This window comes from Achromobacter sp. (assembly GCF_050285585.1).
Taxonomy (GTDB): Bacteria; Pseudomonadota; Gammaproteobacteria; order Burkholderiales; family Burkholderiaceae_B; genus Achromobacter.
In genome coordinates this window covers 22,958-46,034 of the sequence record NZ_JBLZXF010000021.1, presented here as the reverse complement: position 1 = coordinate 46,034, position 23,077 = coordinate 22,958, and the positions used below count along the sequence as shown (strand labels likewise).

Here is a 23,077-nt window from a genome sequence, read left to right as displayed (position 1 = left end):
TCATTTCACGCGGTGGAGCCGGTTGCCGGCATCGCGCCCCTGCATCAGCGCGCCCAGTTTTTCGCGGGCGCGCGACAGGCGCGACATAACCGTGCCCATCGGCACGTCCAGTATCTGGGCGGTTTCCTGATAGGACAGGTCTTCCACGCACACCAGCAGCAGGACTTCCCGCTGCTCGGCGGGCAGGGCTTGCAGGCAGCGGTCCAGGTCACGCACCTCCAGGTGGTCCGCCTGGGTGGCGCGAACCGGCACGTCGGGCAGTTCGCCCGCGGCGGTCTGGTCCGCCCGCCGGTTGGCGGAGCGCATCCCGTCGATGAAATGGTTGTGCATGATGCCGAACATCCAGGCGCGCAGTTCTCCGCGCCGCTGCCAGCGCGAATAACGGCTCCATGCGCGCTCCAGCGTGTCCTGTACCAGGTCGTCGGCCCGATGGGGGTCGCCCGTCAGCCCGCGGGCATAGCGCCGCAGGCTGGGGATGCAGGCCAGTATCAGGGCTTCGTCTTCGGCGCGCATGGTGTACGGCGTGGGCGGAGCCGGATCAGGGCTTGGCCACGTGCCAGACTTCCTTGAAGTTGTCGCCGGTCTTGTCGCCAGCCTTGGCGTCCTTGGCATACGTGTACAGCGGCTTGCCCTTGCTGGCCCATTGCTTGGAGCCGTCGTCGCGGGTGATGACGGTCATGTCGCCCATGGGCTTGGCGTCGGCGCCGGCCATGACGGGCGGCCAGATCTTGGCGCACTGGTCGTTGCAGGCGCTCTTGCCGCCCGAGTCCTTGTCGAAGGTATAGAGCGTCATGCCGGCGCTGTTGACCAGGATGCCATTCTGGGTCTTGACTGCCTGGGCGTGGACGCCGGCCGAGAACAGGGCGGCGGAGCTTAGGGCCAGGGCTGCGGCGATGTGTTTGCGCATGGTGTGCCTCGCGGATAGGGAAAGTTTGGGGGACTGCCTCCAACAGACGCTGCCGGCCCTTGAGTTATTCCCGTTCCACGGCAAAAAATTCCGAAGGCGGGAAAACGCCCGGTCAGGCGGCCGGCGGGGCCATGCCGGGCCGGTAACGCATTTCGGTTTCCTGTTCCTTTTCCTCGACGGGGGTGAAACCCAGGGATTCGTAGAGCCGGCGGGCGGGATTGCCCTGCAGCACGCTCAGGGTGACGGACGCTCCCCGCGCGTCGGCTTGCTCCAGCAACGCGGACAGCAGGCGCCGCCCCAGGCCTTGGCCCTGGAAGGCGGGGGCGATCTGGATCTGCACGACGCGCCAGTCGGCGGCCTCCCGCGACGCCTTGAACAGCCCCGCAGGACGGCCATCCGCCCAGACGATGTGCGCGTCCTCGAAGCGGTGACGGATCCGCGCCAGGTGGTGTTCATCGTCGTCCCGCGCGCCGGCGCGCCGCAGGTGTTCGGTCATGGTGGCCTTGCGCAGGGCAAGCAGGAAGGGAAGGTCGTCCTCGGTGGCGGGCCGCAGCGTCAGGGCAGGAGATGTCATGGAAGCATTGCCGGTGGATGGTCGGCGGACGGTCGGATCCGTCCGTCGATCAAGTTTATAGAACCGGCGGGCGGAAGTCGCAAAGGGGGAACATCGCCATTGGCGGTCTTGCCAGGCGCGATAGGTGGAATGGGGCCAGTCCTCCGGCCGATCTGCGTAGCCGTGCTTGACCGGATTGAAGTGGACATAGTTGATGCAGGCGGCCAGTTCTGCTTCGCCGCGCACGGCATGTTCCCAATACCGTCTTTGCCAGATTCCGCGTTCGCCGCGACCCGCCCGGCCGGCGGCCGCAAAGGGCCCGAGCCGGGGTAGCGCGCGCGAGAACCGGGTCTTGATGCGGCGCCAGCGGTTCGGGTAGTCGCTATCGCCTTCCGGCAAGCGCCAGACCATGTGGAGATGGTCCGGCATGATGACGGCGGCCAGAATGGAAAACGGCGCGAGCCGCTGCTCGGCGCGCACGCAGGCCTTCAGCAGCGCGGCGCGCTGCACCAAATGCTGGCTTCCGCGCTCGTGCACCGCCACGGTAAAAAATAAGTGCCGCCTGGCAGGTAAAGGCGCCTGTACGCAGTCATCCCGACTCCTCCATGAATCAGGCAGCATAGGTTTCCGCGCGCGACGTCGGTACCGGCTGATGACGCAAAGGTCCACCGTGGATGACCGAGGGGATTGATGGGTTACGCGCGCTTGGGGGTTGGGTGCTTCTTTAGCGTGTCTCGCGCTGCACCCATCCTACGGTTCGTCGGGTACTGCGCGGAAACAGGGTGGCAAGAATCGCGGCGTCGAATGTGCGTAAGCCATCATGTCTTTCGCGATTCCTGACATGGCTGCATTGCCAGATGGGTTGCGCGCGCTTGGGGGTTGGGTGCTTCTTTAGCGTGTCTCGCGCTGCACCCATCCTACGGTTCGTCGGGTACTGCGCGGAAACAGGGTGGCAAGAATCGCGGCGTCGAATGTGCGTAAGCCATCATGTCTTTCGCGATTCCTGACATGGCTGCATTGCCAGATGGGTTACGCGCGCTTGGGGGCTGGGTGCTTCTTTAGCGTGTCTTGCGCCATATCCATCCCACGATCTGTAGGATGGGTGTAGCGCGAAAAGATCGTGGCAAGAACCAGCCGTCGAACGCGCGCAACCCATCAGCCCTCGAACAAGGCCAGCGGTTCAGGGCCGAAATGCTTGAGGTTGGGGAAGACCAGGGCCAGGTCGCTGCGGCTGGCGCCGAACCAACCGCCCAGCGCCGCGCCGAGCTGGTCCACGGCAAGCGTGGGCAGCAGCCGCCCGTTGTCGACGAAGCCGGGACCGTCCCGGGCGATCTCGGGATGCTGGCCGTAATAGCGGCCGCCCTTGACCGCGCCGCCCAGTACGAAATGATGCGAGCCCCAGCCGTGATCGGACCCGTTTCCGTTCGATCCGAGCGTGCGGCCGAATTCCGACGCGGTGAATGTCGTGACGCGGTCCGCCACGCCCATCGCGGACAGCGCATGCTGGAAGGCGGCCAGCGACTGGCCCAGTTCGCGCAGCAGCGCCGGGTGGGTGTCGTTCAGGCCGGCGTGGTTGTCGTAGCCGTTCTGCGAGACGAAGAACACCTGGCGCCGCGCCCCGAGCGCCTGCCGGGCGCCGATGATGCGGGCCACGATCTTCAGTTGCTGGGCCAGGGGCGACGAAAAGTCCCCGGGCACCGCCACGTCGGCCAGGGCGGCCCGCAGCTTCGCGTCGGCGTCGATGGACTGCGCGGCGATGCGCGACAGCTCGCGCTCCATCAGGTGCTCGCGCGGCTGGGTGATCAGCTTGCGCAGCAGCGCGGTGCAGTCGCTGGAGCCATACATATCGCGCGTCAGCAGTTCCATGCGGGTCGACCCGTGGATGCCGACGCGGTAGCCCGCGACCTGGCGGCCGGCGAGCAGCACGGTGCTGCCGCCCGCCGTGATGCCCGTGAACGTGCGTTGCGCATTGGCGCTGGCGAACAGATCCGTCAGCCGGCCCGCCCAGCCGGATGACGCGCCCTCCGGCGCCAGCGCCTGCCAGTACGATTGCTGGTCGTTGTGCGAGAACAGCTTGGGTGGCAGGGGCACGCGGGCGCCGATGTATTCGGCCTTCGTCGTCGGCACGACCAGCGGGCCGATATTCAGCAGCACCGCCATGTCGCCGGCCTCGTACAGGGGCTTGAGCGGCGCCAGGGACGGCGCCAGCGCGAATTGCGCTCCGCCCGCGGCGGCCTCCTTGCCGCGCAGGACCGTCGCCTGCAAGGCATCGCGCGCGAGCGCGATGTCGCCGCGCGCCTGGGCATAGGCCCGGTACGCCGCGGCATCGTAGGGGACCACGGAGTTGTAGGGATCGTTGCCGCCATACAGGAACACGCAGACCAGCGCCTTGTAGTCGCCCGGCGCGGACTGCGCCGCCGCGGCGCCCAGCGCCGCCAGGTTCAGCGCCAGCGGCGCAGCCGCGTGGCTCGCGCCCAGCGCGCACGCGCGCAGCAGGAATTCGCGACGGGAGGAGCCTTTCATCGTCGGGCCGCGGTTCATTTCTGCACCAGGTATTCGGGGCTGGCGGCGACCAGCGTGATGGCGGCGCGCACCCGGTCGCGGGGGCGTTCGGGCGGGATCGAGGACACGGCTTGGGCGATCGCGGCGGCGGTCTGGCCGGAGAACGCGTCGCCCGCCAACAGCAGCGCAACCCGCGCCACCAGCGCCGCCGGGTCGCGCGCCAGGGCGATCTCGGCCGTATACGGGGTCTGCAGGTCTTCCCAGCCGCGGTCGACATAGATCGCCAGGAAGTTCAGGTAGCCGGCAACGCTGGTTTCGTCGGTGATCTGCAGTTCGGGCGCCACCAGGTTCCGGCGCGCCAGCTCCGTCACCGGGGGCACGTAGCGCGGACGGAAGAAGTTGAAGACGCTGGCCGAGCGCATGGGGCTCTGGGCCAGCCGTATCGTGTTGTCGGTGGTGTCGGGCATGGCCCAGGCGCCGTTGACGGACCGGGCGCCGAAAGCCCTGGCCCATCCCGAAAAGCGCAGGATGGGCTCGCGCACCTTGCCCCAGTCCGGCGCGGCCAGGTCCGGATTGCGCGCCTCGGGATCCAGCAGGATGGCGCGCACCACGGCCTTCAGGTTGCCGCGCCTGCCCGCGCCGTCGTCGTCGAAGGCGGCCGCTACGCGTCCGACGTAGGCAGGGCTGGGGTTGCTGGTGACGAGCCGCTGGATCAGTTGCGTGCCGATGAAGGGCCCCACGTTCGGATGCGCGCTGATGACTTCGACGGCGCGCTTGAGCGAGAGGTGGCCGTCGGTACCCGCGGGAATGACGGCGCCCAGGAAGCGCTTCTCGGCCATCGAGTGCAGCGCGTTGTTCAGCGCCATCGGCCGGCGATGGAACTCCACATCCGTTTCCGGGCCGTTGATGTCCCAGCCGGTGAAGACCTTGGCCAGCCCCTGCACGTCCGCGTTGGAATAGGTTTCCACGGGCGCGCCGTTGACCATCCTGACCGAGCCGTCCGGCTCCAGCTCCAGCAGGCCGATGCTGAACAGCTGCATGATTTCGCGGGCGTAGTTCTCGTCGGGATGGCGGCCCGTCTTGGGGTCTTCCTTGCGATTGCCGCGGTAGGTCAGCATGCAGCCCATGGACAGGTTCTGGCTGACCGCCGCCAGCAACTCCTCGTAGTTGCCCAGGGCGTGCTCGGCCAGCAGGTCCATGAATCCCGCCGCGCCGAAAAGCGGCCACGATGCGGTGATCGAGGACACCCCCACCACGAAGATCTCCGACAGCGAGAACGCCACCCGCGTGCGCACCTGGTCCGGGGCGCTGATGAACTTGCGCCACAGGGTGGATTCCAGCGGCGCGTTGATGCCGTTGCCCTTGAACTCCTCGGTGTTCTTCCCTTGCTGCAGCAGCCAGTCGAAGTGCGTCTGCGACGGCGCGAGCGCCAGCTGCGCGTCCAGCCATGCCGCGTATCCGTCGCGCACCACGGCGTCGATGTCGGCGGGCGTGGGGCCGAAGGTCGCCTGCGCCAGGAAGCGCGAGGCCTGGCCCGGGGTGGGGCGGCCTAAGGTGGAAGCAGAAGGAGCAGCGGACTGCGGCGCAGCCGCTGACGGCGTAGCGGACATGCGCAGGCACCTCGTCGAATGCGAAAACCTACGGTACTGAAGCCCCGGGCGGGCTTCAATACCGTCATTCGGATGAGGGACTAGTCCGAAAGCGTGAGCGTCAGACCGAGCGCGTGATGCCGCCGTCGATGCGGATGTTCTGGCCGGTGATGTAGGAAGAGGCGTCGGACGCCAGGAAGGCGATCAGATCCGCGACTTCCTCGGCCGTGCCGTAGCGGCCCATCGGGATCCGGACGCGGCGGTCCTCCTTTTCGGGCAGGCTGTCGATGAAGCCCGGCAGCACGTTGTTGATCCGCACATTGTGTTCGGCGTACTCGTCCGCGAAGACTTTCGTGAAGGCGGCCAGCCCGGCGCGGAACACGCCCGAGGTGGGGAACAGCGCCTCGGGCTCGAAGGTGGCGTAGGTGGAAATATTGACGATGGCGCCGTGCTTCTGCTGCTTCATGACCGGCGCCACCAGGCGCGCGATGCGCACGACGTTCAGCAGGTAGAACTCCATGCCCAGGTGCCAATCGTCGTCGCTGATGTCGAGCAGCGGACCCTTGGGGCCGTGGCCGGCGCTGTTGACCACCGCGTCCACGCGGCCCCATTTCTGCAGGGTGGCGTCCACCAGCCGGGACAGGTCGTCGGGAGAGCGGTTGGAGCCCGTGATGCCCAACCCGCCCAGCTCCCGGGCCAGGGCCTCGCCCTTGCCGGAGGACGACAATATGGCCACGTGGAAGCCGTCGGCCGCCAGCTTGCGCGCCGCCGCCGCACCCATGCCGCTGCCGCCAGCGGTGACGATCGCCACTTTTTCCGTGCTCATGCTCGCTCCTGTGTCTGATGCTCTGGATCGGCCATTGTAGGGGCGCGTCCCGAGCGCGGCGGCGGTTCCCGAGCCGCAGGCAGGGCTTCCGGAGGGGGACTAGGGCGCGGCGCCGACGCGCCAGACCACGTTGCCCACGTCGTCGGCCACCAGCAGGCCGCCCTGGCGGTCGATGGCCACGCCGACCGGCCGGCCCTGGGCCTCCCCGCTTTCGTTCAGGAAGCCCGTCAGCACGTCGCGCGCGGGGCCGTTGGGAGCCTCCTTGCCGAAGGGCACGAAGATGACCTTGTAGCCGCTGCGCGGATCGCGGTTCCAGGAGCCGTGCTGGCCCACGAACATGCCGTGGACGAAGGGCTCGGGCAGCTTGGCGCCGTCCGACCAGGCCAGCCCCAGCGACGCGGTATGCGGCCCCAGCGCGTAATCGGGCACGATGGCGCGCGCCACGAGGTCGGGCCGTTGCGGCTTGACGCGCGTATCGACGTGCTGGCCGAAGTAGCTGTAGGGCCAGCCGTAGAAACCGCCGTCGCGCACCGACGTCATGTAGTCGGGCACGAGGTCGCTGCCCAGTTCGTCGCGCTCGTTCACCGCGGTCCAGAGCGTTTTGCCGTCCGGCGCCCAGGCCATGCCCACGGGATTGCGCAGCCCCGTTGCGTACAGCCGCTTGGCGCCGGTGGATACGTCGATTTCCCAGATGGCGGCCCGGCCTTCTTCGATCTCCATGCCGTTTTCGGCCACGTTGCTGTTGGATCCCACGGACACGTACAACTTGCCGCCGTCCGGGCTGGCAAGCAGGTTCTTGGTCCAATGGTGGTTGATGCCGGCGGGCAGGTCCGTGACCTTCTCGCCGGGCGAGTCGATGCGGGTCTGCCCGGCTTCATAGGGGAAGCGCAGCACGGCGTCCGCATTGGCCACATAAAGGCGGTTGCCGATGAGCGCCATGCCGAAGGGCGAATTCAGGCCGTCCAGCAGCACGTGGCGGGTTTCCGCGACGCCGTCGTGATCGGCGTCGCGCAGCAGCGTAATTCGGTTCGCGCTGGCCGTCCTGGCGCCGGCCCGCTTCATCGCCAGGCCGGCGACCCATGCCTTCAGCCCGCCCGAGGCCGATTCCGGCTTGGGCGGCGCATTCGTCTCGGCCACCAGCACGTCGCCATTGGGCAGCACGTACAGCCAGCGCGGGTGATCCAGGCCGGCGGCAAACGCGGTCACCTCCATGCCGCCAGCGGCCACCGGGTGAGCGCCGGCGGGCCAGCCGACCGCCTTGGCAGTCTTGACGGTGGGGATCAGGGTGGGGGTGGGAGCGGGGATCTGCGGCGAGGGGCCCATGCCCGCCTCGACGGGCAGCCTGGCCATTTCGCCGCAGGCGCTGAGCGTGGCCAGCGCAAGGCCGGCCGCGGCCGCGATACGTAGGATCTGCATGATGCGACTCCGGGACGATGTCCCATCATACCTACTCACGCGGGCCGGAGCCCGTCCGGGCTCAATCGTCGAAGCGGCTGCGGGTCACGGCGCCGGTTTGCGGGTCGACGTAAAGCTTGACGCGCTGGCCTTGCGGATCGTAGGCCTTGACCTCGTAGCCATGCTTGCTGGAACGTTCGATCTCGGAGATGTTGCGGTAGCCGGCCGCTTCCATCTTGTCGTAGACCTGGCGGATCGTCAGCATCGGGGCGGCGGGGGCAGTGGCGGCAGGAGCCGGGGCCTGGGGCGCCGTGGCCTGCGCGAAGGCCGGAGCGCCCATGGCCAGGGCCGAGCCGCCGACCGCCAGGATTGCCAGGGTTTTCTGAATGCGCGTCATCATGGATATCTCCTAGGGTTTGACTGAGTGGACAAGGCCGCTTTCACGACCCTGGGGCCATTATTGGGGCCGGCGCATGAACTGATTCTGAAGCCGCCGTTCATGCCGGGTTCATCCGTTGCGCGGTATAAAACGTGTTCGATCCATCCCCGTTTAAAGAGAGGCCCGGCCTTGCGCGACCGTGGAAAACGAATATCTTGGCATGGGCGGCGCGGCTTCATCCTGCCGGCCTGCGCGCTGGCGTTCGCGCTGGCAGCGGGGCCGGTGGCCGGCCTGGCCGGCGAAAGCGACCACGAGCGCGCGCGCCAGGCGCTAGAGGCGGGCAAGGTGCTGCCGCTGGGGGCGGTGCTGGATATCGTCGAGCGCGATTTCCCCGGCCAGGTGGTCAAAGTCGAATTCGAAGAGGATGACGACGAGTTCATCTACGAGATCCGGGTGCTGCAAAGCGGCGGCAGCATCCTCAAGCTGAAGATAGACGCGCGCGACGGCACGTTGCTGGGGATCAAGGGCCGCGACATCAAATTCAAGGGCAAGCCCTGATGCGCATACTCGTGGTTGAAGACGAACCCACGCTGGCCGGCCAGCTCGCCGAGGCGCTGCGCGCCGCCGGCTACACCGTGGACGCCGCCGCCGACGGCGAATCGGCGCGATACCTGGGGGATGTGGAAACGTTCGACGCGGTGGTGCTGGACCTGGGCCTGCCCGTGATGGACGGCCTGACCGTCCTGAAGGCCTGGCGGGCCGGCGGGCGCAACATGCCCGTGCTGATTCTCACCGCGCGCGACAACTGGCACGAGAAGGTGGCGGGCATCGACGCCGGCGCGGACGATTACCTGACCAAGCCGTTCCACATGGAAGAGCTGTTGGCGCGGGTGCGCGCGCTGTTGCGCCGCAGCACCGCGCACGCCAGCGCCGAGTGGCGTTGCGGCCCGCTGGTGCTGGATACGCGCCAGGCCAGGGCCAGCGTCGACGGGCGGCCGCTAGCGCTGACCAGCCATGAGTTCAAAGTGCTGGCGGTGCTCATGCAGCGCGCCGGCGAGGTCGTGTCGCGCAGCGAGCTCACCGAGCACATCTACGCGCAGGATTTCGACCGCGACTCCAACACCATCGAAGTCTTCATCGGCCGCCTGCGCAAGAAGTTGCCGCCGGACACGATCGAGACCGTGCGCGGCCTGGGCTACCGCCTGGCGGCCCGCGGGTGACGCCGATGCGGCGCGCGGCGGGTTCGTTGCGGCTGCGGCTGCTGGCCGGCACGCTGGCCTGGATCCTCGCGTCGGTGGCGCTGGCGGGCTGGGGGCTGGCCAGCCTGTTCCGGCAGCACATCACCCAGCAGCTGCAGGCGGAACTGACGCTGCACCTGAACCAGCTCACCGCGGCGGTCAACATCGGCCCGGACGGGCGGCCCGCGGTCGCCCCGCCCTTGAGTGATCCACGGCTGGAGCAGCCCTTGTCCGGCCTGTACTGGCAGATCGACCGGCTGCCCGAGAACGGGCGGCCGGCGGCGTTCGGCGTGGCGCGCTCGCGGTCCCTGTGGGACCAGACGCTGGAGGCGCCGCTGCCGTCGGAAAGCGAGGGCGACCAGGTCCACGACATCGCCGGGCCGGCCGGGCGCAAGCTGGCCGTGCTGGCGCGCGTGCTGAAGCCGGCGGAAGAGAACGCGGCGCCGCTGCGCCTGCTGGTGGCCGCCGACCGCGCCGTGCTGGCCGAACCCATCGGGCGTTTCAACCATATGCTGGCGATCGCGCTGGGGGCGCTGGCGGCCGGCCTGACGCTTGCCGCCGTGGTGCAGGTGCTGATCGGCCTGCGGCCGCTGGCCCGCCTGCGGCGGCAGCTGGCGGCGCAGAACGCGGGCGACAGCAGCCGCATCGAGGGCAGGTTTCCCAGTGAAATCCAGCCGCTGGTCGATGACTTCAACAAGGTGCTGGCGATGAACGCCGAGATCGTGCAGCGGGCGCGCACGCAGGCCGGCAACCTGGCGCACGCGGTGAAGACCCCGCTGGCCATCCTGTCCAATGCCGCCGCGCGCGAGGAAGGTCCGCTTGCGGGCCTGGTGCGCGAGCAGGTCGGCATGGCGAACCGCCAGATCGACTACCACCTGGCGCGCGCCCGGGCCGCCGCGTCCTCCGGCGCCGCGGACGGGCGCACGCCCCTGGCGGAAACGGCGCAAGGGTTGTTGCGGGTGGTCCGGCGCCTGTATGCCCAGCGCGATCTGCGCATCGGCGGCGCGGATATCGCGCCCGGCCTGGTGTTCCGAGGCGAACAGCAGGATCTGCAGGAAATGCTGGGCAATCTGCTGGACAATGCCTGCAAATGGGCGGCCGGACAAGTGCAGGTCACGGCGGAGCAGGACGGGCCGGGGCGCTTGCTGATCCATGTCGATGACGACGGGCCGGGCATCGAAGATCACGAGCGCGAACGTATCTTTCTGCGCGGCGTGCGCATGGACGAGCAGCGTCCGGGTTCGGGCCTGGGGCTGGACATCGTGCGCGACCTGGCCGGCACGTATGGCGGCGAGGTGCGCGCGGCGCGTTCCCCGCTGGGCGGGCTCCGGGTGTCGTTGCGGCTGCCGGCCGCCTAGGCGGCCCCGCCTGGGCGGCCCCGCCTTACTTCACCAGGGTGACCGGCACCTCGGCGAGTTGCAGCACCTGGTTGGCGGCGGAGCCGATCAGGATGTTCGCCAGCGAACCGTTGCCGCGCGTGCCCATGACGATGCGCGCGCAGCCGTGGTCGCGCGCATAGCCGGCGATTTCGGTCGCCACGTGGCCGAGGGCGACGTGGCTGGCGTAGTCGGTGCCGGTCACGTCGAGCAGCTTGCGCGCCTCTTCCGTGGCTTCCCGGCCTTCGCGGATGTAGAAATCATCGATCATGTCCTGCGTGATCAGCCGGGACAGGCCGGCCCGGCCCTGCACGGGCGTCTGGACGTTCAGGATGTGGACGCGCGCGGATCCGGCGCCCTGGGCAAGCTGGCGCGCATACAGGACGGCGCGGTTGGCATTGTCGGAGCCGTCGACGGGGACCAGGATGTTCAGCATGGTTGCTCCTCGATGCGTTACTTGACCAGGGTGACGGGCAATTCCGTCAGGTGCAGGACGCGGGTCGCGACGGAGCCCAGGAACCAGGACGATACGGAACCCAGGCCGCGCGAGCCCATGTAGATCTCGTCCGCCTCGCATTCATTGGCGACCCGGACGATGGTGTCCGCCGCCGCCCCCACTTCGACGCGGGCCTGGAAGGGCACGCCGGCCTCGGTCAGCAGGGCGCTGGCGGCCTGGAGGGCGGCCTGGCCTTCTTCCTGGTGATAGGCGTCGATTTCCGCCTGGGACAGGCCGCGGCCTATCTTGCCCGCTTGCAGGGGGATCTGGACGGTCAGGAGCTCCACGCGCTCGACCGGATCGTAGCGGCGGGCGTCGAGCAGGGCTTTGACGGCATGGGTGGACTGCTGAGAGCCGTCCACGGGGATCAGGATGCGTTTCACGAGCGTCTCCTTGGGCGCGCCGCGGAAGCGGCGTTGTCCACTGTATCCCAATTATTCGCCGAATCCGGCCAGCGCGAAATGCGCAGAATCAAATCCGCGGCCTGTCAGCGCCAGCGTTCGGCCAGGATCTCCGCGTGCAGGGGGCGGCCGAGCAGGCGGCTGGCCTGGCGGGCCAGGGCATCGGCGGCGCCGCTGGTCTCCAGCCGCAGCTGGCCGGGGCCGTCGGCGCGCAGCAGCCCGCGCTCCTGCAATTGGTGGCGCAGCCGGCGCGCCACGGGAACGCCGATTTCCAGCAGCGGCACGCCGGGGCCGGCCGCCGCCTGGATCGCGTCGCGCAGGAAGGGAAAATGCGTGCATCCCAGCACCAGCACGTCCGCGCCGGCTTCCCGCAGTTCCGAGACGGGGGCGCGCACGGCGGCCTCGGCTTCGGGGCCGTCCAGCACGCCCTGTTCCACCAGCCTCACCCACTCGGGGCAGGGCTTGAACAGGATGCGGACCTCCGGGGCCTCGCGCCGGACCAGGGCGGCGAACTTGGGGCTGGCCAGGGTGCCCGTGGTGGCGAACACGCCCACCACGCCGCTGTGGGTCAGGTGCGCCGCCGGCTTGATGGCGGGCTCCACCCCGATGATGGCCAGTCCGGGATGGCGCTGGCGCAGCTGCGCGATGGCCGCGGCGGTTGCCGTGTTGCAGGCCACCACCATGGCCTTGGCCCCGCGCGACACGAAATAGTCGGCCAGCACGCAGGCGCGGCGCTCCACGTAATCCCGCGTCTTTTCGCCATAGGGCACATGGGCGGAATCGGCCACGTAGAGCAGGGATTCGCGGGGCAGGGCGTCGCCGATGGCGCGCAGCACGCTCAGGCCGCCGACGCCGGAGTCGTAGATGCCTATGGGGGATTCGGAAAGCATGGAAGGAATGCGGATTGCGGGTGTCCGGCAGTGTAGCGCCAGGGCGGCGGGCGCCGCTCAACCCTGGGCCAGCGATTCCTGCCGGTGCTGGCGGGCTTCCTCGATCAGCCTGCGTGCCGCCCCGGACAGGGGCGCGTCGCGCCAGATCAGGTTCAGGGGAGCCCGCAGCTCCGTGGGCTGGCTCACGCTGACGTAGACCACGCCCTCGATATTTACGCGGCGCAGCGACGCCGGCACCAGGGATACGCCCAGGCCCGCCGCCACCAGGCTCAGCGTGGACAGCATGCGCGGCGCCTCCTGGGCGACGCGCGGGCTGAAGCCGGCGGCGCCGCAGGCGGTGATGATGGCGTCGTAGAGGCCGGGGCCGCTGTGGCGGCGGTAGAGGATCAGGGATTCGTCCGCGAGTTCGGCCAGCGCGATGCGTTTGCGCGCGCGCCCCTTGACGGCCGGATGGTCGGCGGGAAACGCGGCCAGCATGGTTTCCTCCAGCACCGTTTCGACCACCACGCCGCGGTCGGGGCCGTAGGCGCCGCGGATGAAGGCCACGTCCACCCGGCCCTCGCTGACGTCTTCCATCAATTCGCCGGTGCTGCTTTCCTCCAGCACCAGGCGCACGTTCGGCGCGCTTTCGCGGAAGCGCCGGATCACGGAAGGCACGAAGGGATGGAAGGCGGCCGATCCCGTGAATCCGACGGTCAGGCGCCCGGCCTCGCCCAGCGATACGCGGCGCACGCCTTCCACCGCCTGTTCCGTCAGCGCGATGATGTTGCGCGCGTCGTCCAGCAGCGCGCGGCCGCTTTCGGTCAGTTCCATGCCGCGCGGCAGGCGGTGGAACAGCGTGACCCCCAATTCCTGCTCCAGCACGCGGATCTGCTGGGAAAGCGGCGGCTGGCGGATGCCCAGCCGCGCTGCCGCCTTGGTCAGGTGGGATTCCTCGGCCACGGCCACGAAGTAGCGCAGCAGGCGCAAGTCTACGGATGCCATATGTAATCGATATGGTTTATGAATAGGCCATATATTAGACATTATCTTGGTGGAGGAGTAGCCTGCAATCTCTTTGTCCACCCCCGAATACCCCCAACGTGTCCGCTCCCACGCGCCGGCCCCGCCGGCGGCACAAGACGCCCGCGCCGCTTCCGGACGCGGGTCGCCCGGGGACGGCGCGGCCATAAAAACGATGAACGCAGTACCTTCCTCCCCCGAGGCCGGGCTCCGGCCTCCGCCCACTTGCGGGCAATTGTTCTACGGCTTTCTCATGCTGGGCCTGACCGCCTTCGGCGGCGCGCTGCCGCTGGCGCGCCGCATGGTCGTCGAAAAGCACCGCTGGCTCAGCGGCCCGGAGTTCACCGACCTGCTGGGACTGTGCCAGTTCCTGCCCGGCGGCAACATCATCAACCTGTCGGTGGCGCTGGGCATGAAGTTCCGCGGCCCGCGGGGCGCCTTCGCGGCGCTGATGGGCCTGATCCTGGCGCCATCGGCCATCGTGGTCCTGCTGGGCATGGTGTACGACCGGTTCCAGAACGATCCGCACATCCAGCACCTGTTCGCCGGCCTGGCGGCCGCGGCGGCGGGGCTGCTGATCTCGATGGCGGTGAAGATCGGCGCCCCGGTGCTCAAGCGCCGCGACTGGCTGGCGGGCGTGGTGGCCACGGTCTGTTTCATCGCCATTGCAGTGCTGCGGATCCCGCTGCTGCCCACCATGGCCGTGCTGACGCCCCTGAGCATCCTGGCGGTCTGGAGGCAACGCCGATGATCCATACCCTGATTGCCCTGGCCCTGATCTTCTCCGAGCTGTCCGTGCTGGCCTTCGGCGGCGGCAACACGATCCTGCCCGAGATGCAGCGCCAGGTGGTGGAGGTGCACGGCTGGATGACGGCGGCGGATTTCTCCGCGCTGTTCGCCCTGGGGCAGGCCGCTCCGGGTCCCAACCTCATGGTGGTCACGCTGGTCGGCTGGCATGTGGCCGGCGGCCTGGGCATGCTGGTCACCACCATCGCGAAGTTCGGCCCGTCCTCGGTCATCACGGTCATTGCCCTGGGGCTGTGGGAGCGTTTCAAGGACCGCCCGTGGCGCAGCGTCATCCAGGCCGGCATCTTCCCGATGACGGTGGGGCTGGTGGCCGCCAGCGCGGCGCTCATTACCGAGGCGTCGGTGCATACCTGGCTGCTGGGCGCCATTACCGCCGTGGTCGCGCTGCTGGGCAGCGCCACCCGCATCCATCCCCTGTGGCTGTTGTTCGGCGGCGCGCTGGCCGGTTTGCTCGGCATCGGTTAGGGTAGGGCCTTCAACCCGGAAAAGAGCCTCGCGGGCGCAATGCCCGGGGGGCGCCGAGCGCAGGAGCCCCCCATGCCGCCGCTCAAGGACTTCGAGCCCGAGACCTCCGCCCCATCCGCCGGCAGCCTGCCGTTCTTCCACGCGCATCGGCGCCTCGTGCTGTGCGCGGGCCTGCTGCTCGTCACCGCCGCCGGCCTGTACGCGGCCGGGTTGCCGCTGATGCTGGCGCTGCTGCTGGGATTCGACGCGGGCGCGCTCGTCTTCCTGGTGGCGACGGCCCGCGTATTCGGCCGGACCAGCGCCGAGTCCATGCGCCGCCATGCGCAGGAGCAGGACGTCGGGCGCTCCGGCGTGCTGTGGAGCAGCGTGGCGCTGTCCTGCATGGTGATGATGGCCTTGTGGGTCGAGCTGCGAGGCGAAGGCGGCGCGGGCAGCGCGATCGCCATGCTGGCCGCGGCCGCGACCATCATCCTGTCGTGGCTCTACATGAACATGATCTTCGCGCTGCATTACGCCCATGGCTATTACGGCCACCGCAACGCCATGCACAAGGGGCTGGACTTCCCGGGCACGGAAGAGCCCGACTACTGGGATTTCGCCTATTTCGCGCTGGTGCTGGGCATGACGTTCCAGGTATCGGACGTGCAGATCGTGAACCGCCGGCTGCGCCGCACCGCCCTGACCCACAGCGTCATCGCTTTCTTCTTCAACGTGTTCATCATCGCCATCAGCGTAAACGTGGCGGCGGGAAGGGTGTAGCCGGGCGCGGGCGGGAAGCCCGCGCCGGGGCTACGCGGCAGCCAGGCGCCAGAGCGACGTGACTTCTTTCGAGCGCGCCGCGTACAGCGGGTCGGAAGAATCCTTGGCGCGTCCGTGCGTGGGGCGGGTATCGAGCCGGTCCACCACGCGCAGGCCTGCCTGGCGGAACATTTCCAGGAGTTGTTCGCGGCTGCGCAGGCCCAGATGCTCGGCCAGGTCGGACAGAATCAGCCAGCCTTCGCCTGCGGGCGCGAGATGCGCGGCAAGCCCGCCGAGAAAGCCGCGCAGCATGCGGCTGTCGGGGTCGTAGACGGCATGTTCCACCGGCGAGCTGGGGCGCGCCGGAAGCCAGGGCGGATTGCAGACGATCAGCGATGCCCGGCCTTGCGGATACAGGTCGGCCTGCGCAAGCTCCACCTTGTCTTCGAGGCCGAGGCGTTCCAGGTTGTCCCGGGCGCAGGCCAGCGCGCGGGCATCCTGGTCCGTGCCCACGACCCGCTTGAGGCCGCGCCGCGCCAGCACGGCCGCCAGCACGCCGGTACCCGTGCCGATATCGAAGGCGGTGTCCCCGGGCGGCAGCGGCGCGCGCGCCACCAGCTCCACGTATTCGCCGCGCACAGGCGAGAACACGCCGTAATGGGGATGGATCCGGGCGCTCAGCGCCGGAATCTCCACGCCCTTCTTGCGCCATTCGAAGGCGCCGATCAGGCCCAGGAGCTCCCGCAGGGACGCCACATACGGCTCGGGGGCGGGGCCGTGGGCCGCTTCGCAGGCCTGCCGCGCGTCGGGCGCGCGGCGCAGGGGGATGCCGTGGCCGGCGTCGAAGGGGATCAGCAGCATGCCGAGGATGCGCGCGCGCTGCGACTGGATCTGGCGGTGCTGGTTGAAGGCGTCCAGCAGCGTGGCCACGGGCTTGCGGGGCCGTTTGTCGACGCGGCGCGTCATGGCCTGCAGCAGCTGCCGCGCATTCTGGAAGTCGCCGCGCCACAGCAGCCCGACGCCTTCGCAGGCCTGGCGGTACGCCATGTCCGCGGTGAGGGTGTCGTCCGCGAGCACGACGCGCTTGGGCGGCGCGGCGCCGCTTTCGGAGCGCCAGCGCGCGGCGCGCGGGGTCTGGTTTTCTTCCCAGCGGATCTCAGGAAGGGTCAACGTGTCGCTCCGGTTCGGGGCGCGCGGGGCAGGGAATTCATTCGGGAGGCAAGGAAAAAGGGCGCGGGTTGCCAATGTAGCAGTTTCGCCTTTTTCCGCGCCGTGTCGGCTACTGCGCCCGGGCGAGCGGCGTGAGGCGCTGGCGGTTCTGCGTGACCGCTTCCAGGACCAGGGGGTGCAGGCATTCCTCGCCGGCGTCGCCATCGGGCCGCTGCGCCAGGAAACCGAGCAGCTCGTTGCGCATGCGCGGCTCCCAGAACTTGTGGATGTGGTTGGCCACGCCTTCCAGCGCTTCCTGCCGGTCGGGCATCGCTTCGAAGAACTGGCCGATGCGATTGGCCATGCGGATGAGATTGCCGATTTCCATGCTTGCGTGAGATCCGGTTCAGGTAGTGATGCGTTCAGGGTGGGAGTACAGCGTGGCGTCGTCCCCGCGCAGGAAGCCGAGCAGGGTCACGTTGGCCTCGTTCGCCAGGCGGATCGCCAGCGAGGTGGGCGCGGACACCGCGGCAAGCACCCTGATCCCGGCCGACGCCGTTTTCTGCACCATCTCGAAACTGGCCCGGCTGGACACGGCGACGATGCCGTCGCCCGCGCGCGCGCCTTGGCGCGCCAGCGCCCCGATGAGCTTGTCCAATGCATTGTGGCGGCCCACGTCCTCGCGCGCCAGCGTCATCGTTGCGTCGGTCCAGCCCGCGGCATGCGTGGCGCCGGTAAGGTCGTGCAGCGCCTGGAGCGCGCGGATGTCGCGCATGGCGGCCAGCACGGTCTGGAAGCCCACGGGAGCGTTGTTGGCGACGGGCGCCACGGGCCGCAGCACCTCGGGCAGCGTTTCCACGCCGCACAGGCCGCAACCCGTGCGGCCGGCCATGGCGCGCCGCCGCGATCTCAGCCGGACTTCGCAGGCGGTGGAGATTTCCACCTGGACCACGATGCCGCCGGGCTGCGGCAGCAGGTCGATGCCGCGCACGTCGCCGATGCCCGAGACAATGCCTTCGGACAGGGCGAAGCCCAGCGCGAAGTCCTCGAGATCGGCGGGCGTCGCCAGCATGGTGGCGTGGCTGATGCCGTTGAACTCGAGCGCCACCGGCGTTTCCAGGGCAACGTAATCGGCTTCGGAACCGGGCGCGATGGCTCCCGCGCGCAGGCGGGTTACCTGGACCTGCGCGCAGTCGGAGCGGGATGAAGGCGGTGGCGGGGGCATCGATGCGTCTTGGCGGTTTTGTCCGGCGGTCATTTCCCGGTGAGCGCCGCTTCGCTCTCGCGTTCCCGTTCACGCAGGAGCTTTTGCTGGATGTCGGCAAAGCGCGACCATTGGCGCTGCCATTCCGAGGGCTGGGAAACGCGCGTGACCTGTACGGCGGTCACCTTGTACTCGGGGCAGTTGGTCGCCCAGTCGGAACTGTCGGTGGTGACGACGTTGGCGCCGGATTCCGGGAAGTGGAACGTCGTGTATACCACGCCCGGCTGCACCCGGTCGGTCAGGGTTGCGCGCAGCACGGTCTCGCCCGCGCGGCTCTGCACGCCGACCCAGTCCCCGTCGCGCACGCCGCGGTCCTCGGCGTCCTGCGGATGCAGCTCCAGCAGATCCTCGCCATGCCACACCACGTTGGGCGTGCGCCGGGTCTGCGCGCCCACGTTGTATTGGGACAGGATGCGGCCCGTCGTCAGCAGCAGCGGGAAGCGGCGCGTGCTGCGCTCGTCGGTGGGCACGTACTTGGTGATCATGAACCTGCCTTTGCCGCGGACGAATTCGTCGATGTGCATGATGGGCGTGCCTTCCGGCGCTTCCTCGTTGCACGGCCATTGCAGGCTGCCCAGCCTGTCCAGCTTGTCGTAGCTGACGCCGGCGAAGGTCGGGGTCAGGCGGGCGATCTCGTCCATGATCTCGCTGGGGTGGCGGTAGTCCATGGGATAGCCCAGCGCGTTGGAAAGCGCCACCGTCACTTCCCAGTCGGACTTGCCGTTCTTGGGCTCCATCACCTTGCGCACGCGCGAGATGCGGCGCTCGGCGTTGGTGAAGGTGCCGTCCTTCTCCAGGAACGAGGAGCCGGGCAGGAACACGTGCGCGTACTTCGCCGTTTCGTTCAGGAACAGGTCCTGCACCACGATGCACTCCATGGCCGCCAGCGAGGCCGCCACGTGCTGGGTGTTGGGGTCGGACTGCACGATGTCCTCGCCCTGGCAGTACAGGCCCTTGAACGAGCCGGCCAGCGCGGCATCGAACATGTTGGGGATGCGCAGGCCGGGCTCGGGCTGCAGGGTCACGCCCCAGTCACGCTCGAACTGGCCGCGCACCGCGTCGTCGGAAATGTGGCGGTAGCCCGGCAGTTCGTGCGGGAAGGAACCCATGTCGCAGGAGCCCTGCACATTGTTCTGTCCGCGCAGCGGATTCACGCCCACGCCTTCGCGGCCGACGTTGCCGGTGGCCATCGCCAGGTTGGCGATGGCCATGACCGTGGTGGAGCCCTGGCTGTGCTCGGTCACGCCCAGGCCGTAATAGATGGAGCCATTTCCGCCGGTGGCATACAGGCGCGCCGCGCCGCGCACGGCCTGCGCGGGCACGCCGGTTATTTCCTCCATGGCTTCGGGCGAGTTCTCGGGCAGCGACACGAAGTCGCGCCATTGCCTGAACGACTTTGCTTCGCAGCGCCCGGCCACGAAGGCCTCGTCGATCAGGCCTTCGGTGGCGATCACGTGCGCCATCGAGGACAGCAGCGCGGTGTTGGTTCCCGGCCGCACCTGCAGGTGGAAATCGGCTTTGATGTGCGGCGAATTCACGAGTTCGATTCGGCGCGGATCGATCACGATCAGGCGGGCGCCCTGGCGCAGGCGGCGCTTCAGGCGCGAGGCGAACACCGGGTGGCCGCTACTGGGGTTGGCGCCCATCACGATGACCACGTCGGTGTGCATGACCGAATCGAACGTCTGCGTGCCGGCGGATTCGCCCAGCGTCTGCTTCAGACCGTAGCCGGTGGGCGAGTGGCAGACCCGCGCGCAGGTATCGACGTTGTTCGTGCCGAAGGCGGCGCGCACCAGCTTCTGCACCAGCCAGGTCTCTTCGTTGGTGCAGCGCGAGGACGTGATGCCGCCGACCGCGTCGCGGCCATGCCGGGCCTGGATGCGCCGGAATTCGGAAGCCGCGTAGCCGATGGCCTCGTCCCAGGACACTTCCTTCCACGGATCGGTGATGCGCTTGCGGATCATGGGTTTGAGCACGCGCTCTTTGTGCGTGGCGTAGCCCCAGGCGAAGCGGCCCTTCACGCAGGAGTGGCCGCGATTGGCCTGGCCGTCCTTCCAGGGCACCATGCGCACCACTTCCTGGCCCTTCATCTCCGCCTTGAAGCCGCAGCCCACGCCGCAATAGGCGCAGGTGGTCACGACCGAGTGCTCGGCCTGGCCCATCATGATGACGGTCTTTTCCTGCAGGGTGGACGTCGGGCAGGCCTGCACGCAGGCGCCGCAGGACACGCATTCGCTGTCCAGGAACGGCTGGTCCTGGCCTGCCGATACCCGTGATTCGAAGCCCTTGCCGGAGATCGTCAGCGCGAACGTCCCCTGGGTTTCCTCGCAGGCGCGCACGCAGCGGTTGCAGACGATGCACTTGGACGGGTCGTAGGTGAAGTAGGGGTTGGATTCGTCCTTGGCGTCCTGCAGATGGTTGGCGCCATCGTAACCGTAGCGCACGTTGCGCAGGCCCACCACGCCCGCCATGTCCTGCAGCTCGCAGTCGCCGTTGGCCGGACAGGTCAGGCAGTCCAGCGGATGATCGGAGATGTAGAGCTCCATGACGCCGCGGCGCAGGTCGCGCAGCTTCGGCGTCTCGGTGTGAACGATCATGCCGTCCTCGGCCGGGGTGGTGCACGAGGCGGGGTAGCCGCGCCGGCCGTCGATCTGCACCAGGCAGAGCCGGCACGAGCCGAAGGCTTCCAGGCTGTCCGTGGCGCACAGCTTGGGGATGTTGATGCCCGCTTCCGCGGCCGCGCGCATCAGCGAGGTGCCGGCCGGCACCGTGATGGCCTGGCCGTCTATGGTGAGGGTGACGGTCTCGGCGGACTCGCGCGCCGGTGTGCCCATGTCGCGATCGCGCTTGATGACGGTTTCTAGCATGGCGGTCTCGGGTTCAGGCCGCGTGCGCGGCAGGCTGGGAGGATTCGATGCCGAAATCCTGCGGAAAGTGGTTCAGCGCGGACAGCACGGGGTAGGGCGCCATGCCCCCCAGCGCGCACAGCGAACCGGCCATCATCGTGTCGCAGAGGTCGCGCAGCAGATGCACCTGCTGCGCGCGGGCGGGCCCGCCCGCGGCGATCTTGTCGATGGTTTCCACGCCGCGGGTGGATCCTATGCGGCAGGGCGTGCACTTGCCGCAGGATTCGATGGCGCAGAATTCCATCGCATAGCGCGCCATGCGCGCCATGTCGACCGTGTCGTCGAAGGCCACCAGCCCGCCGTGGCCGATCATGGCCGAGATCTGGACATAGGCTTCGTAGTCCAGCGGCACGTCCCATTGCGATTCCGGCAGGTAGGCGCCGAGCGGGCCGCCGACCTGCACCGCGCGCAGCGGGCGGCCCGAGGCGCTGCCGCCGCCGAAGCCGTACAGCAGGTCGCGCAGGGTCAGGCCGAACGCCTTTTCCACCAGCCCGCCGTGTTTGAGATTGCCGGCCAGCTGGAAGGGCAGGGTGCCGTGCGAACGGCCCACGCCGTAGTCGCGGTAGTAGGCGGCGCCCTTGGCCAGGATGATGGGCACGGTGGCCAGCGAAATCACGTTGTTGATGACCGTGGGTTTGCCGAACAGGCCCGAGACGGCGGGCAGCGGGGGCTTGGCGCGGACCACGCCGCGCCTGCCCTCGATGCTCCCCAGCAGGGATGTTTCCTCGCCGCAGATATACGCGCCCGCGCCTACGCGCACCTCCAGGTCGAAGCGGCGGCCGCTGCCGTGCACGTCGCCGCCAAGCCAGCCCACGCTGCGGGCCCGCACGATGGCGGCCTCCAGCGTGTCGATGGCCTGCGGGTACTCCGAGCGCACGTAGATGTAGCCGTAGGTCGCGCCCACCGCCAGGCCGGCGATGGTCATGCCTTCGATCAGCACGTAGGGGTCGCCTTCCATCAGCAAGCGGTCGGCGAACGTGCCCGAGTCGCCCTCGTCCGCGTTGCAGACGATGTACTTCCGGCTGGCGGAAGCCGCGGCCACGGTCTTCCACTTGATGCCGGTCGGGAACGCCGCGCCGCCGCGGCCGCGCAGGCCGGAGGTCACCAGTTCGTCGATGATCTGGCCGGGCTCCATGGCCAGCGCCCGCTTGAGCCCCTGCAGGCCGCCGTGCGCGGCATAGTCCTGCAGCGACAGCGGGTCGGTCACGCCGACGCGCGCGAAGGTCAGGCGTTCCTGGTGCTTCAGGTAGGGGATTTCCTCGGTCGGGCCCAGGCGCAGCGGATGCGCGCCGTCCGCCAGCCAGCCGGCGTCGAACAGCCCGGCGAGGTCCTCGGGCTGCACGGGCCCGTAGGCGATGCGGCCCTGCGGCGTGCCGATTTCCACCAGGGGCTCCAGCCAGAGCAGGCCGCGCGATCCATTGCGCACGATCTGCACGGGCAGGCCGCGCTCGTCGGCGATGCGCTCGATATCGCGAGCCACCGTGTCCGCGTCCATGGCCAGGGCCGCGGCGTCGCGCGGCACGTAGATGACGATGGGGGGGCTCATGACGTGCCCTCCAGCGCGCGGGCCAGCAGGCGGTCCAGCTTTTCGGGCGTGACGCGGGCCACGGGGCGGCCGTCCAGCATGACGGCGGGCGACTGGGCGCACAGGCCCAGGCAGTACACCGGCTCCAGCGAGAAATTGCCGTCGGCCGAATGGGCATGGAAATCGCAGCCCAGCGCCGCGCGCGCGTGGTCGGCCAGGCGTTCGCCGCCCATGGCCTGGCAGGATTCCGCGCGGCAGACCTCCAGCTTGTGCGACGCCGGCGGTTCGCTGCGGAAATGCGGATAGAAGGTGATGACGCCGTGGACCTCGGCGCGGGACAGGTTCAGGGCCTCGGCGATCGTCTGGACCGCCGAGGCCGGGATACAGCCCAATTCGTGCTGCACGGCGTGCAGCACGGGAAGCAGCGGCCCCGGCAGGTCTTTCAGCCGGGACAGAATGCGGGCGGTCGCGGCGATGGCCGGTGCGGGGGACGCCTGGGCCGCGTCCAGGGCCATCTGGCCGCCCCGGGCGCCGCCGCTGGACGCCAGATCGGATGTTGCCTCGCGCGGTTGCACGTCGGTCTCCTCCTGTAGTGCTGGTGTGCGGGCCGGGGTGCTGTTTTGAATTTATATGTTTTTAAAAGCATATAAATCACCTGGCTTCCGTGTG

Annotated in this window: 24 protein-coding genes and 1 pseudogene; 6 read left to right on the top strand and 19 right to left on the bottom strand. The window is 68.9% G+C overall.

The features are described from left to right. The 9 genes and pseudogenes from ACN6PJ_RS22385 to ACN6PJ_RS22345 all read right to left on the bottom strand — a co-directional run bounded on the left by ACN6PJ_RS22385 (position 1) and on the right by ACN6PJ_RS22345 (position 8,169). A complete protein-coding gene (locus ACN6PJ_RS22385; protein WP_427998003.1) occupies positions 1-513 on the bottom strand; it encodes an RNA polymerase sigma factor in 513 nt (170 codons plus the stop codon). Between the two features lie 25 nt (positions 514-538). Further along, on the bottom strand, positions 539-907 hold the full coding sequence (locus ACN6PJ_RS22380; RefSeq protein WP_427998002.1) for a COG4315 family predicted lipoprotein: 369 nt from the start codon (positions 905-907) through the stop codon (positions 539-541). A gap of 112 nt (positions 908-1,019) precedes the next feature. After that, positions 1,020-1,481, bottom strand: coding sequence for an N-acetyltransferase family protein (locus ACN6PJ_RS22375; RefSeq protein WP_427998049.1), 462 nt, complete (start codon positions 1,479-1,481; stop codon positions 1,020-1,022). A 186-nt stretch (positions 1,482-1,667) separates the two neighbouring features. Further along, positions 1,668-2,081 (bottom strand): annotated as a pseudogene (locus ACN6PJ_RS22370) (REP-associated tyrosine transposase); the annotation flags it as partial. A gap of 534 nt (positions 2,082-2,615) precedes the next feature. Further along, the gene (locus ACN6PJ_RS22365) at positions 2,616-3,983 is read right to left on the bottom strand and encodes a DUF1501 domain-containing protein (protein ID WP_427998001.1); all 1,368 of its coding nucleotides are present in this window, start codon (positions 3,981-3,983) and stop codon (positions 2,616-2,618) included. Between the two features lie 14 nt (positions 3,984-3,997). Continuing rightward, positions 3,998-5,572 (bottom strand): DUF1800 domain-containing protein, encoded by a 1,575-nt coding sequence (locus tag ACN6PJ_RS22360; protein WP_427998000.1) that lies wholly within the window; start codon positions 5,570-5,572, stop codon positions 3,998-4,000. A 100-nt stretch (positions 5,573-5,672) separates the two neighbouring features. Beyond that, a complete protein-coding gene (locus tag ACN6PJ_RS22355) occupies positions 5,673-6,377 on the bottom strand; it encodes an SDR family oxidoreductase (protein WP_427997999.1) in 705 nt (234 codons plus the stop codon). Positions 6,378-6,476: 99 nt separating this feature from the next. Beyond that, on the bottom strand, positions 6,477-7,793 hold the full coding sequence (locus ACN6PJ_RS22350; RefSeq protein ID WP_427997998.1) for a PQQ-dependent sugar dehydrogenase: 1,317 nt from the start codon (positions 7,791-7,793) through the stop codon (positions 6,477-6,479). A 61-nt stretch (positions 7,794-7,854) separates the two neighbouring features. Further along, a complete protein-coding gene (locus tag ACN6PJ_RS22345; protein WP_427998048.1) occupies positions 7,855-8,169 on the bottom strand; it encodes a PepSY domain-containing protein in 315 nt (104 codons plus the stop codon). Positions 8,170-8,361: 192 nt separating this feature from the next. Here ACN6PJ_RS22345 and ACN6PJ_RS22340 point away from each other — a divergent pair, with 192 nt between their 5' ends. From ACN6PJ_RS22340 to ACN6PJ_RS22330, 3 genes are read left to right on the top strand one after another with little or no spacing between them, the layout of a single operon-like run. Further along, positions 8,362-8,709, top strand: coding sequence for a PepSY domain-containing protein (locus ACN6PJ_RS22340; RefSeq protein ID WP_427998047.1), 348 nt, complete (start codon positions 8,362-8,364; stop codon positions 8,707-8,709). Further along, positions 8,709-9,371 (top strand): response regulator transcription factor, encoded by a 663-nt coding sequence (locus tag ACN6PJ_RS22335; protein ID WP_427997997.1) that lies wholly within the window; start codon positions 8,709-8,711, stop codon positions 9,369-9,371. The genes ACN6PJ_RS22340 and ACN6PJ_RS22335 overlap by 1 nt, the downstream gene beginning before the upstream one ends. A gap of 5 nt (positions 9,372-9,376) precedes the next feature. Further along, positions 9,377-10,747 carry a sensor histidine kinase gene (locus ACN6PJ_RS22330; protein WP_427997996.1) on the top strand — a complete coding sequence of 457 codons (1,371 nt, stop codon included), beginning with the start codon at positions 9,377-9,379 and terminating at the stop codon, positions 10,745-10,747. 25 nt (positions 10,748-10,772) lie between these two features. Here the strand turns inward: ACN6PJ_RS22330 and ACN6PJ_RS22325 are convergent, their stop codons facing one another. The 4 genes from ACN6PJ_RS22325 to ACN6PJ_RS22310 form a co-directional block, all read right to left on the bottom strand. Then, complete coding sequence (locus ACN6PJ_RS22325) at positions 10,773-11,201, bottom strand: universal stress protein (protein ID WP_427997995.1); 429 nt, start codon at positions 11,199-11,201, stop codon at positions 10,773-10,775. Positions 11,202-11,218: 17 nt separating this feature from the next. Next, positions 11,219-11,644, bottom strand: a complete 426-nt coding sequence (locus ACN6PJ_RS22320) for a universal stress protein (protein ID WP_427997994.1) — start codon at positions 11,642-11,644, stop codon at positions 11,219-11,221. A 104-nt stretch (positions 11,645-11,748) separates the two neighbouring features. After that, positions 11,749-12,552: a glutamate racemase gene (gene murI / locus ACN6PJ_RS22315; RefSeq protein WP_427997993.1), complete on the bottom strand. Its 804-nt coding sequence runs from the start codon at positions 12,550-12,552 to the stop codon at positions 11,749-11,751. 57 nt (positions 12,553-12,609) lie between these two features. After that, complete coding sequence (locus ACN6PJ_RS22310; protein ID WP_427997992.1) at positions 12,610-13,536, bottom strand: LysR substrate-binding domain-containing protein; 927 nt, start codon at positions 13,534-13,536, stop codon at positions 12,610-12,612. A gap of 193 nt (positions 13,537-13,729) precedes the next feature. Between ACN6PJ_RS22310 and ACN6PJ_RS22305 the strand changes: the two genes are divergently transcribed. The 3 genes from ACN6PJ_RS22305 to ACN6PJ_RS22295 all read left to right on the top strand — a co-directional run bounded on the left by ACN6PJ_RS22305 (position 13,730) and on the right by ACN6PJ_RS22295 (position 15,585). Next, a complete protein-coding gene (locus ACN6PJ_RS22305; RefSeq protein WP_427997991.1) occupies positions 13,730-14,305 on the top strand; it encodes a chromate transporter in 576 nt (191 codons plus the stop codon). Then, on the top strand, positions 14,302-14,826 hold the full coding sequence (locus ACN6PJ_RS22300) for a chromate transporter (protein ID WP_427997990.1): 525 nt from the start codon (positions 14,302-14,304) through the stop codon (positions 14,824-14,826). The genes ACN6PJ_RS22305 and ACN6PJ_RS22300 overlap by 4 nt, the downstream gene beginning before the upstream one ends. A 72-nt stretch (positions 14,827-14,898) precedes the next feature. Next, on the top strand, positions 14,899-15,585 hold the full coding sequence (locus ACN6PJ_RS22295; protein ID WP_427997989.1) for a DUF1345 domain-containing protein: 687 nt from the start codon (positions 14,899-14,901) through the stop codon (positions 15,583-15,585). A gap of 30 nt (positions 15,586-15,615) precedes the next feature. Here the strand turns inward: ACN6PJ_RS22295 and ACN6PJ_RS22290 are convergent, their stop codons facing one another. From ACN6PJ_RS22290 to ACN6PJ_RS22265, 6 genes are all read right to left on the bottom strand, one after another. Continuing rightward, positions 15,616-16,734, bottom strand: coding sequence for a methyltransferase (locus tag ACN6PJ_RS22290; protein ID WP_427997988.1), 1,119 nt, complete (start codon positions 16,732-16,734; stop codon positions 15,616-15,618). A 109-nt stretch (positions 16,735-16,843) separates the two neighbouring features. After that, positions 16,844-17,101: a formate dehydrogenase subunit delta gene (locus tag ACN6PJ_RS22285; protein ID WP_427997987.1), complete on the bottom strand. Its 258-nt coding sequence runs from the start codon at positions 17,099-17,101 to the stop codon at positions 16,844-16,846. Between the two features lie 18 nt (positions 17,102-17,119). Further along, positions 17,120-17,938, bottom strand: coding sequence for a formate dehydrogenase accessory sulfurtransferase FdhD (gene fdhD, locus ACN6PJ_RS22280; protein WP_427997986.1), 819 nt, complete (start codon positions 17,936-17,938; stop codon positions 17,120-17,122). Positions 17,939-17,967: 29 nt separating this feature from the next. Next, positions 17,968-20,844: a formate dehydrogenase subunit alpha gene (gene fdhF, locus ACN6PJ_RS22275; protein WP_427997985.1), complete on the bottom strand. Its 2,877-nt coding sequence runs from the start codon at positions 20,842-20,844 to the stop codon at positions 17,968-17,970. 13 nt (positions 20,845-20,857) lie between these two features. Continuing rightward, positions 20,858-22,429, bottom strand: coding sequence for a formate dehydrogenase beta subunit (locus ACN6PJ_RS22270; RefSeq protein ID WP_427997984.1), 1,572 nt, complete (start codon positions 22,427-22,429; stop codon positions 20,858-20,860). After that, positions 22,426-22,983 (bottom strand): formate dehydrogenase subunit gamma, encoded by a 558-nt coding sequence (locus ACN6PJ_RS22265; protein WP_427997983.1) that lies wholly within the window; start codon positions 22,981-22,983, stop codon positions 22,426-22,428. Before ACN6PJ_RS22265 ends, ACN6PJ_RS22270 begins: the two co-directional genes overlap by 4 nt. Positions 22,984-23,077 lie beyond the last annotated feature (94 nt).

Coding starts and splice junctions, on each gene's coding strand:
- ACN6PJ_RS22385 (WP_427998003.1), bottom strand. CDS start 513: ATGCGCGCCGAAGACGAAGCCCTGATACTGGCCTGCATCCCCAGCCTG.
- ACN6PJ_RS22380 (WP_427998002.1), bottom strand. CDS start 907: ATGCGCAAACACATCGCCGCAGCCCTGGCCCTAAGCTCCGCCGCCCTG.
- ACN6PJ_RS22375 (WP_427998049.1), bottom strand. CDS start 1,481: ATGACATCTCCTGCCCTGACGCTGCGGCCCGCCACCGAGGACGACCTT.
- ACN6PJ_RS22365 (WP_427998001.1), bottom strand. CDS start 3,983: ATGAAAGGCTCCTCCCGTCGCGAATTCCTGCTGCGCGCGTGCGCGCTG.
- ACN6PJ_RS22360 (WP_427998000.1), bottom strand. CDS start 5,572: ATGTCCGCTACGCCGTCAGCGGCTGCGCCGCAGTCCGCTGCTCCTTCT.
- ACN6PJ_RS22355 (WP_427997999.1), bottom strand. CDS start 6,377: ATGAGCACGGAAAAAGTGGCGATCGTCACCGCTGGCGGCAGCGGCATG.
- ACN6PJ_RS22350 (WP_427997998.1), bottom strand. CDS start 7,793: ATGCAGATCCTACGTATCGCGGCCGCGGCCGGCCTTGCGCTGGCCACG.
- ACN6PJ_RS22345 (WP_427998048.1), bottom strand. CDS start 8,169: ATGACGCGCATTCAGAAAACCCTGGCAATCCTGGCGGTCGGCGGCTCG.
- ACN6PJ_RS22335 (WP_427997997.1), top strand. CDS start 8,709: ATGCGCATACTCGTGGTTGAAGACGAACCCACGCTGGCCGGCCAGCTC.
- ACN6PJ_RS22330 (WP_427997996.1), top strand. CDS start 9,377: ATGCGGCGCGCGGCGGGTTCGTTGCGGCTGCGGCTGCTGGCCGGCACG.
- ACN6PJ_RS22325 (WP_427997995.1), bottom strand. CDS start 11,201: ATGCTGAACATCCTGGTCCCCGTCGACGGCTCCGACAATGCCAACCGC.
- murI (WP_427997993.1), bottom strand. CDS start 12,552: ATGCTTTCCGAATCCCCCATAGGCATCTACGACTCCGGCGTCGGCGGC.
- ACN6PJ_RS22310 (WP_427997992.1), bottom strand. CDS start 13,536: ATGGCATCCGTAGACTTGCGCCTGCTGCGCTACTTCGTGGCCGTGGCC.
- ACN6PJ_RS22305 (WP_427997991.1), top strand. CDS start 13,730: ATGAACGCAGTACCTTCCTCCCCCGAGGCCGGGCTCCGGCCTCCGCCC.
- ACN6PJ_RS22300 (WP_427997990.1), top strand. CDS start 14,302: ATGATCCATACCCTGATTGCCCTGGCCCTGATCTTCTCCGAGCTGTCC.
- ACN6PJ_RS22295 (WP_427997989.1), top strand. CDS start 14,899: ATGCCGCCGCTCAAGGACTTCGAGCCCGAGACCTCCGCCCCATCCGCC.
- ACN6PJ_RS22285 (WP_427997987.1), bottom strand. CDS start 17,101: ATGGAAATCGGCAATCTCATCCGCATGGCCAATCGCATCGGCCAGTTC.
- fdhD (WP_427997986.1), bottom strand. CDS start 17,938: ATGCCCCCGCCACCGCCTTCATCCCGCTCCGACTGCGCGCAGGTCCAG.
- fdhF (WP_427997985.1), bottom strand. CDS start 20,844: ATGCTAGAAACCGTCATCAAGCGCGATCGCGACATGGGCACACCGGCG.
- ACN6PJ_RS22270 (WP_427997984.1), bottom strand. CDS start 22,429: ATGAGCCCCCCCATCGTCATCTACGTGCCGCGCGACGCCGCGGCCCTG.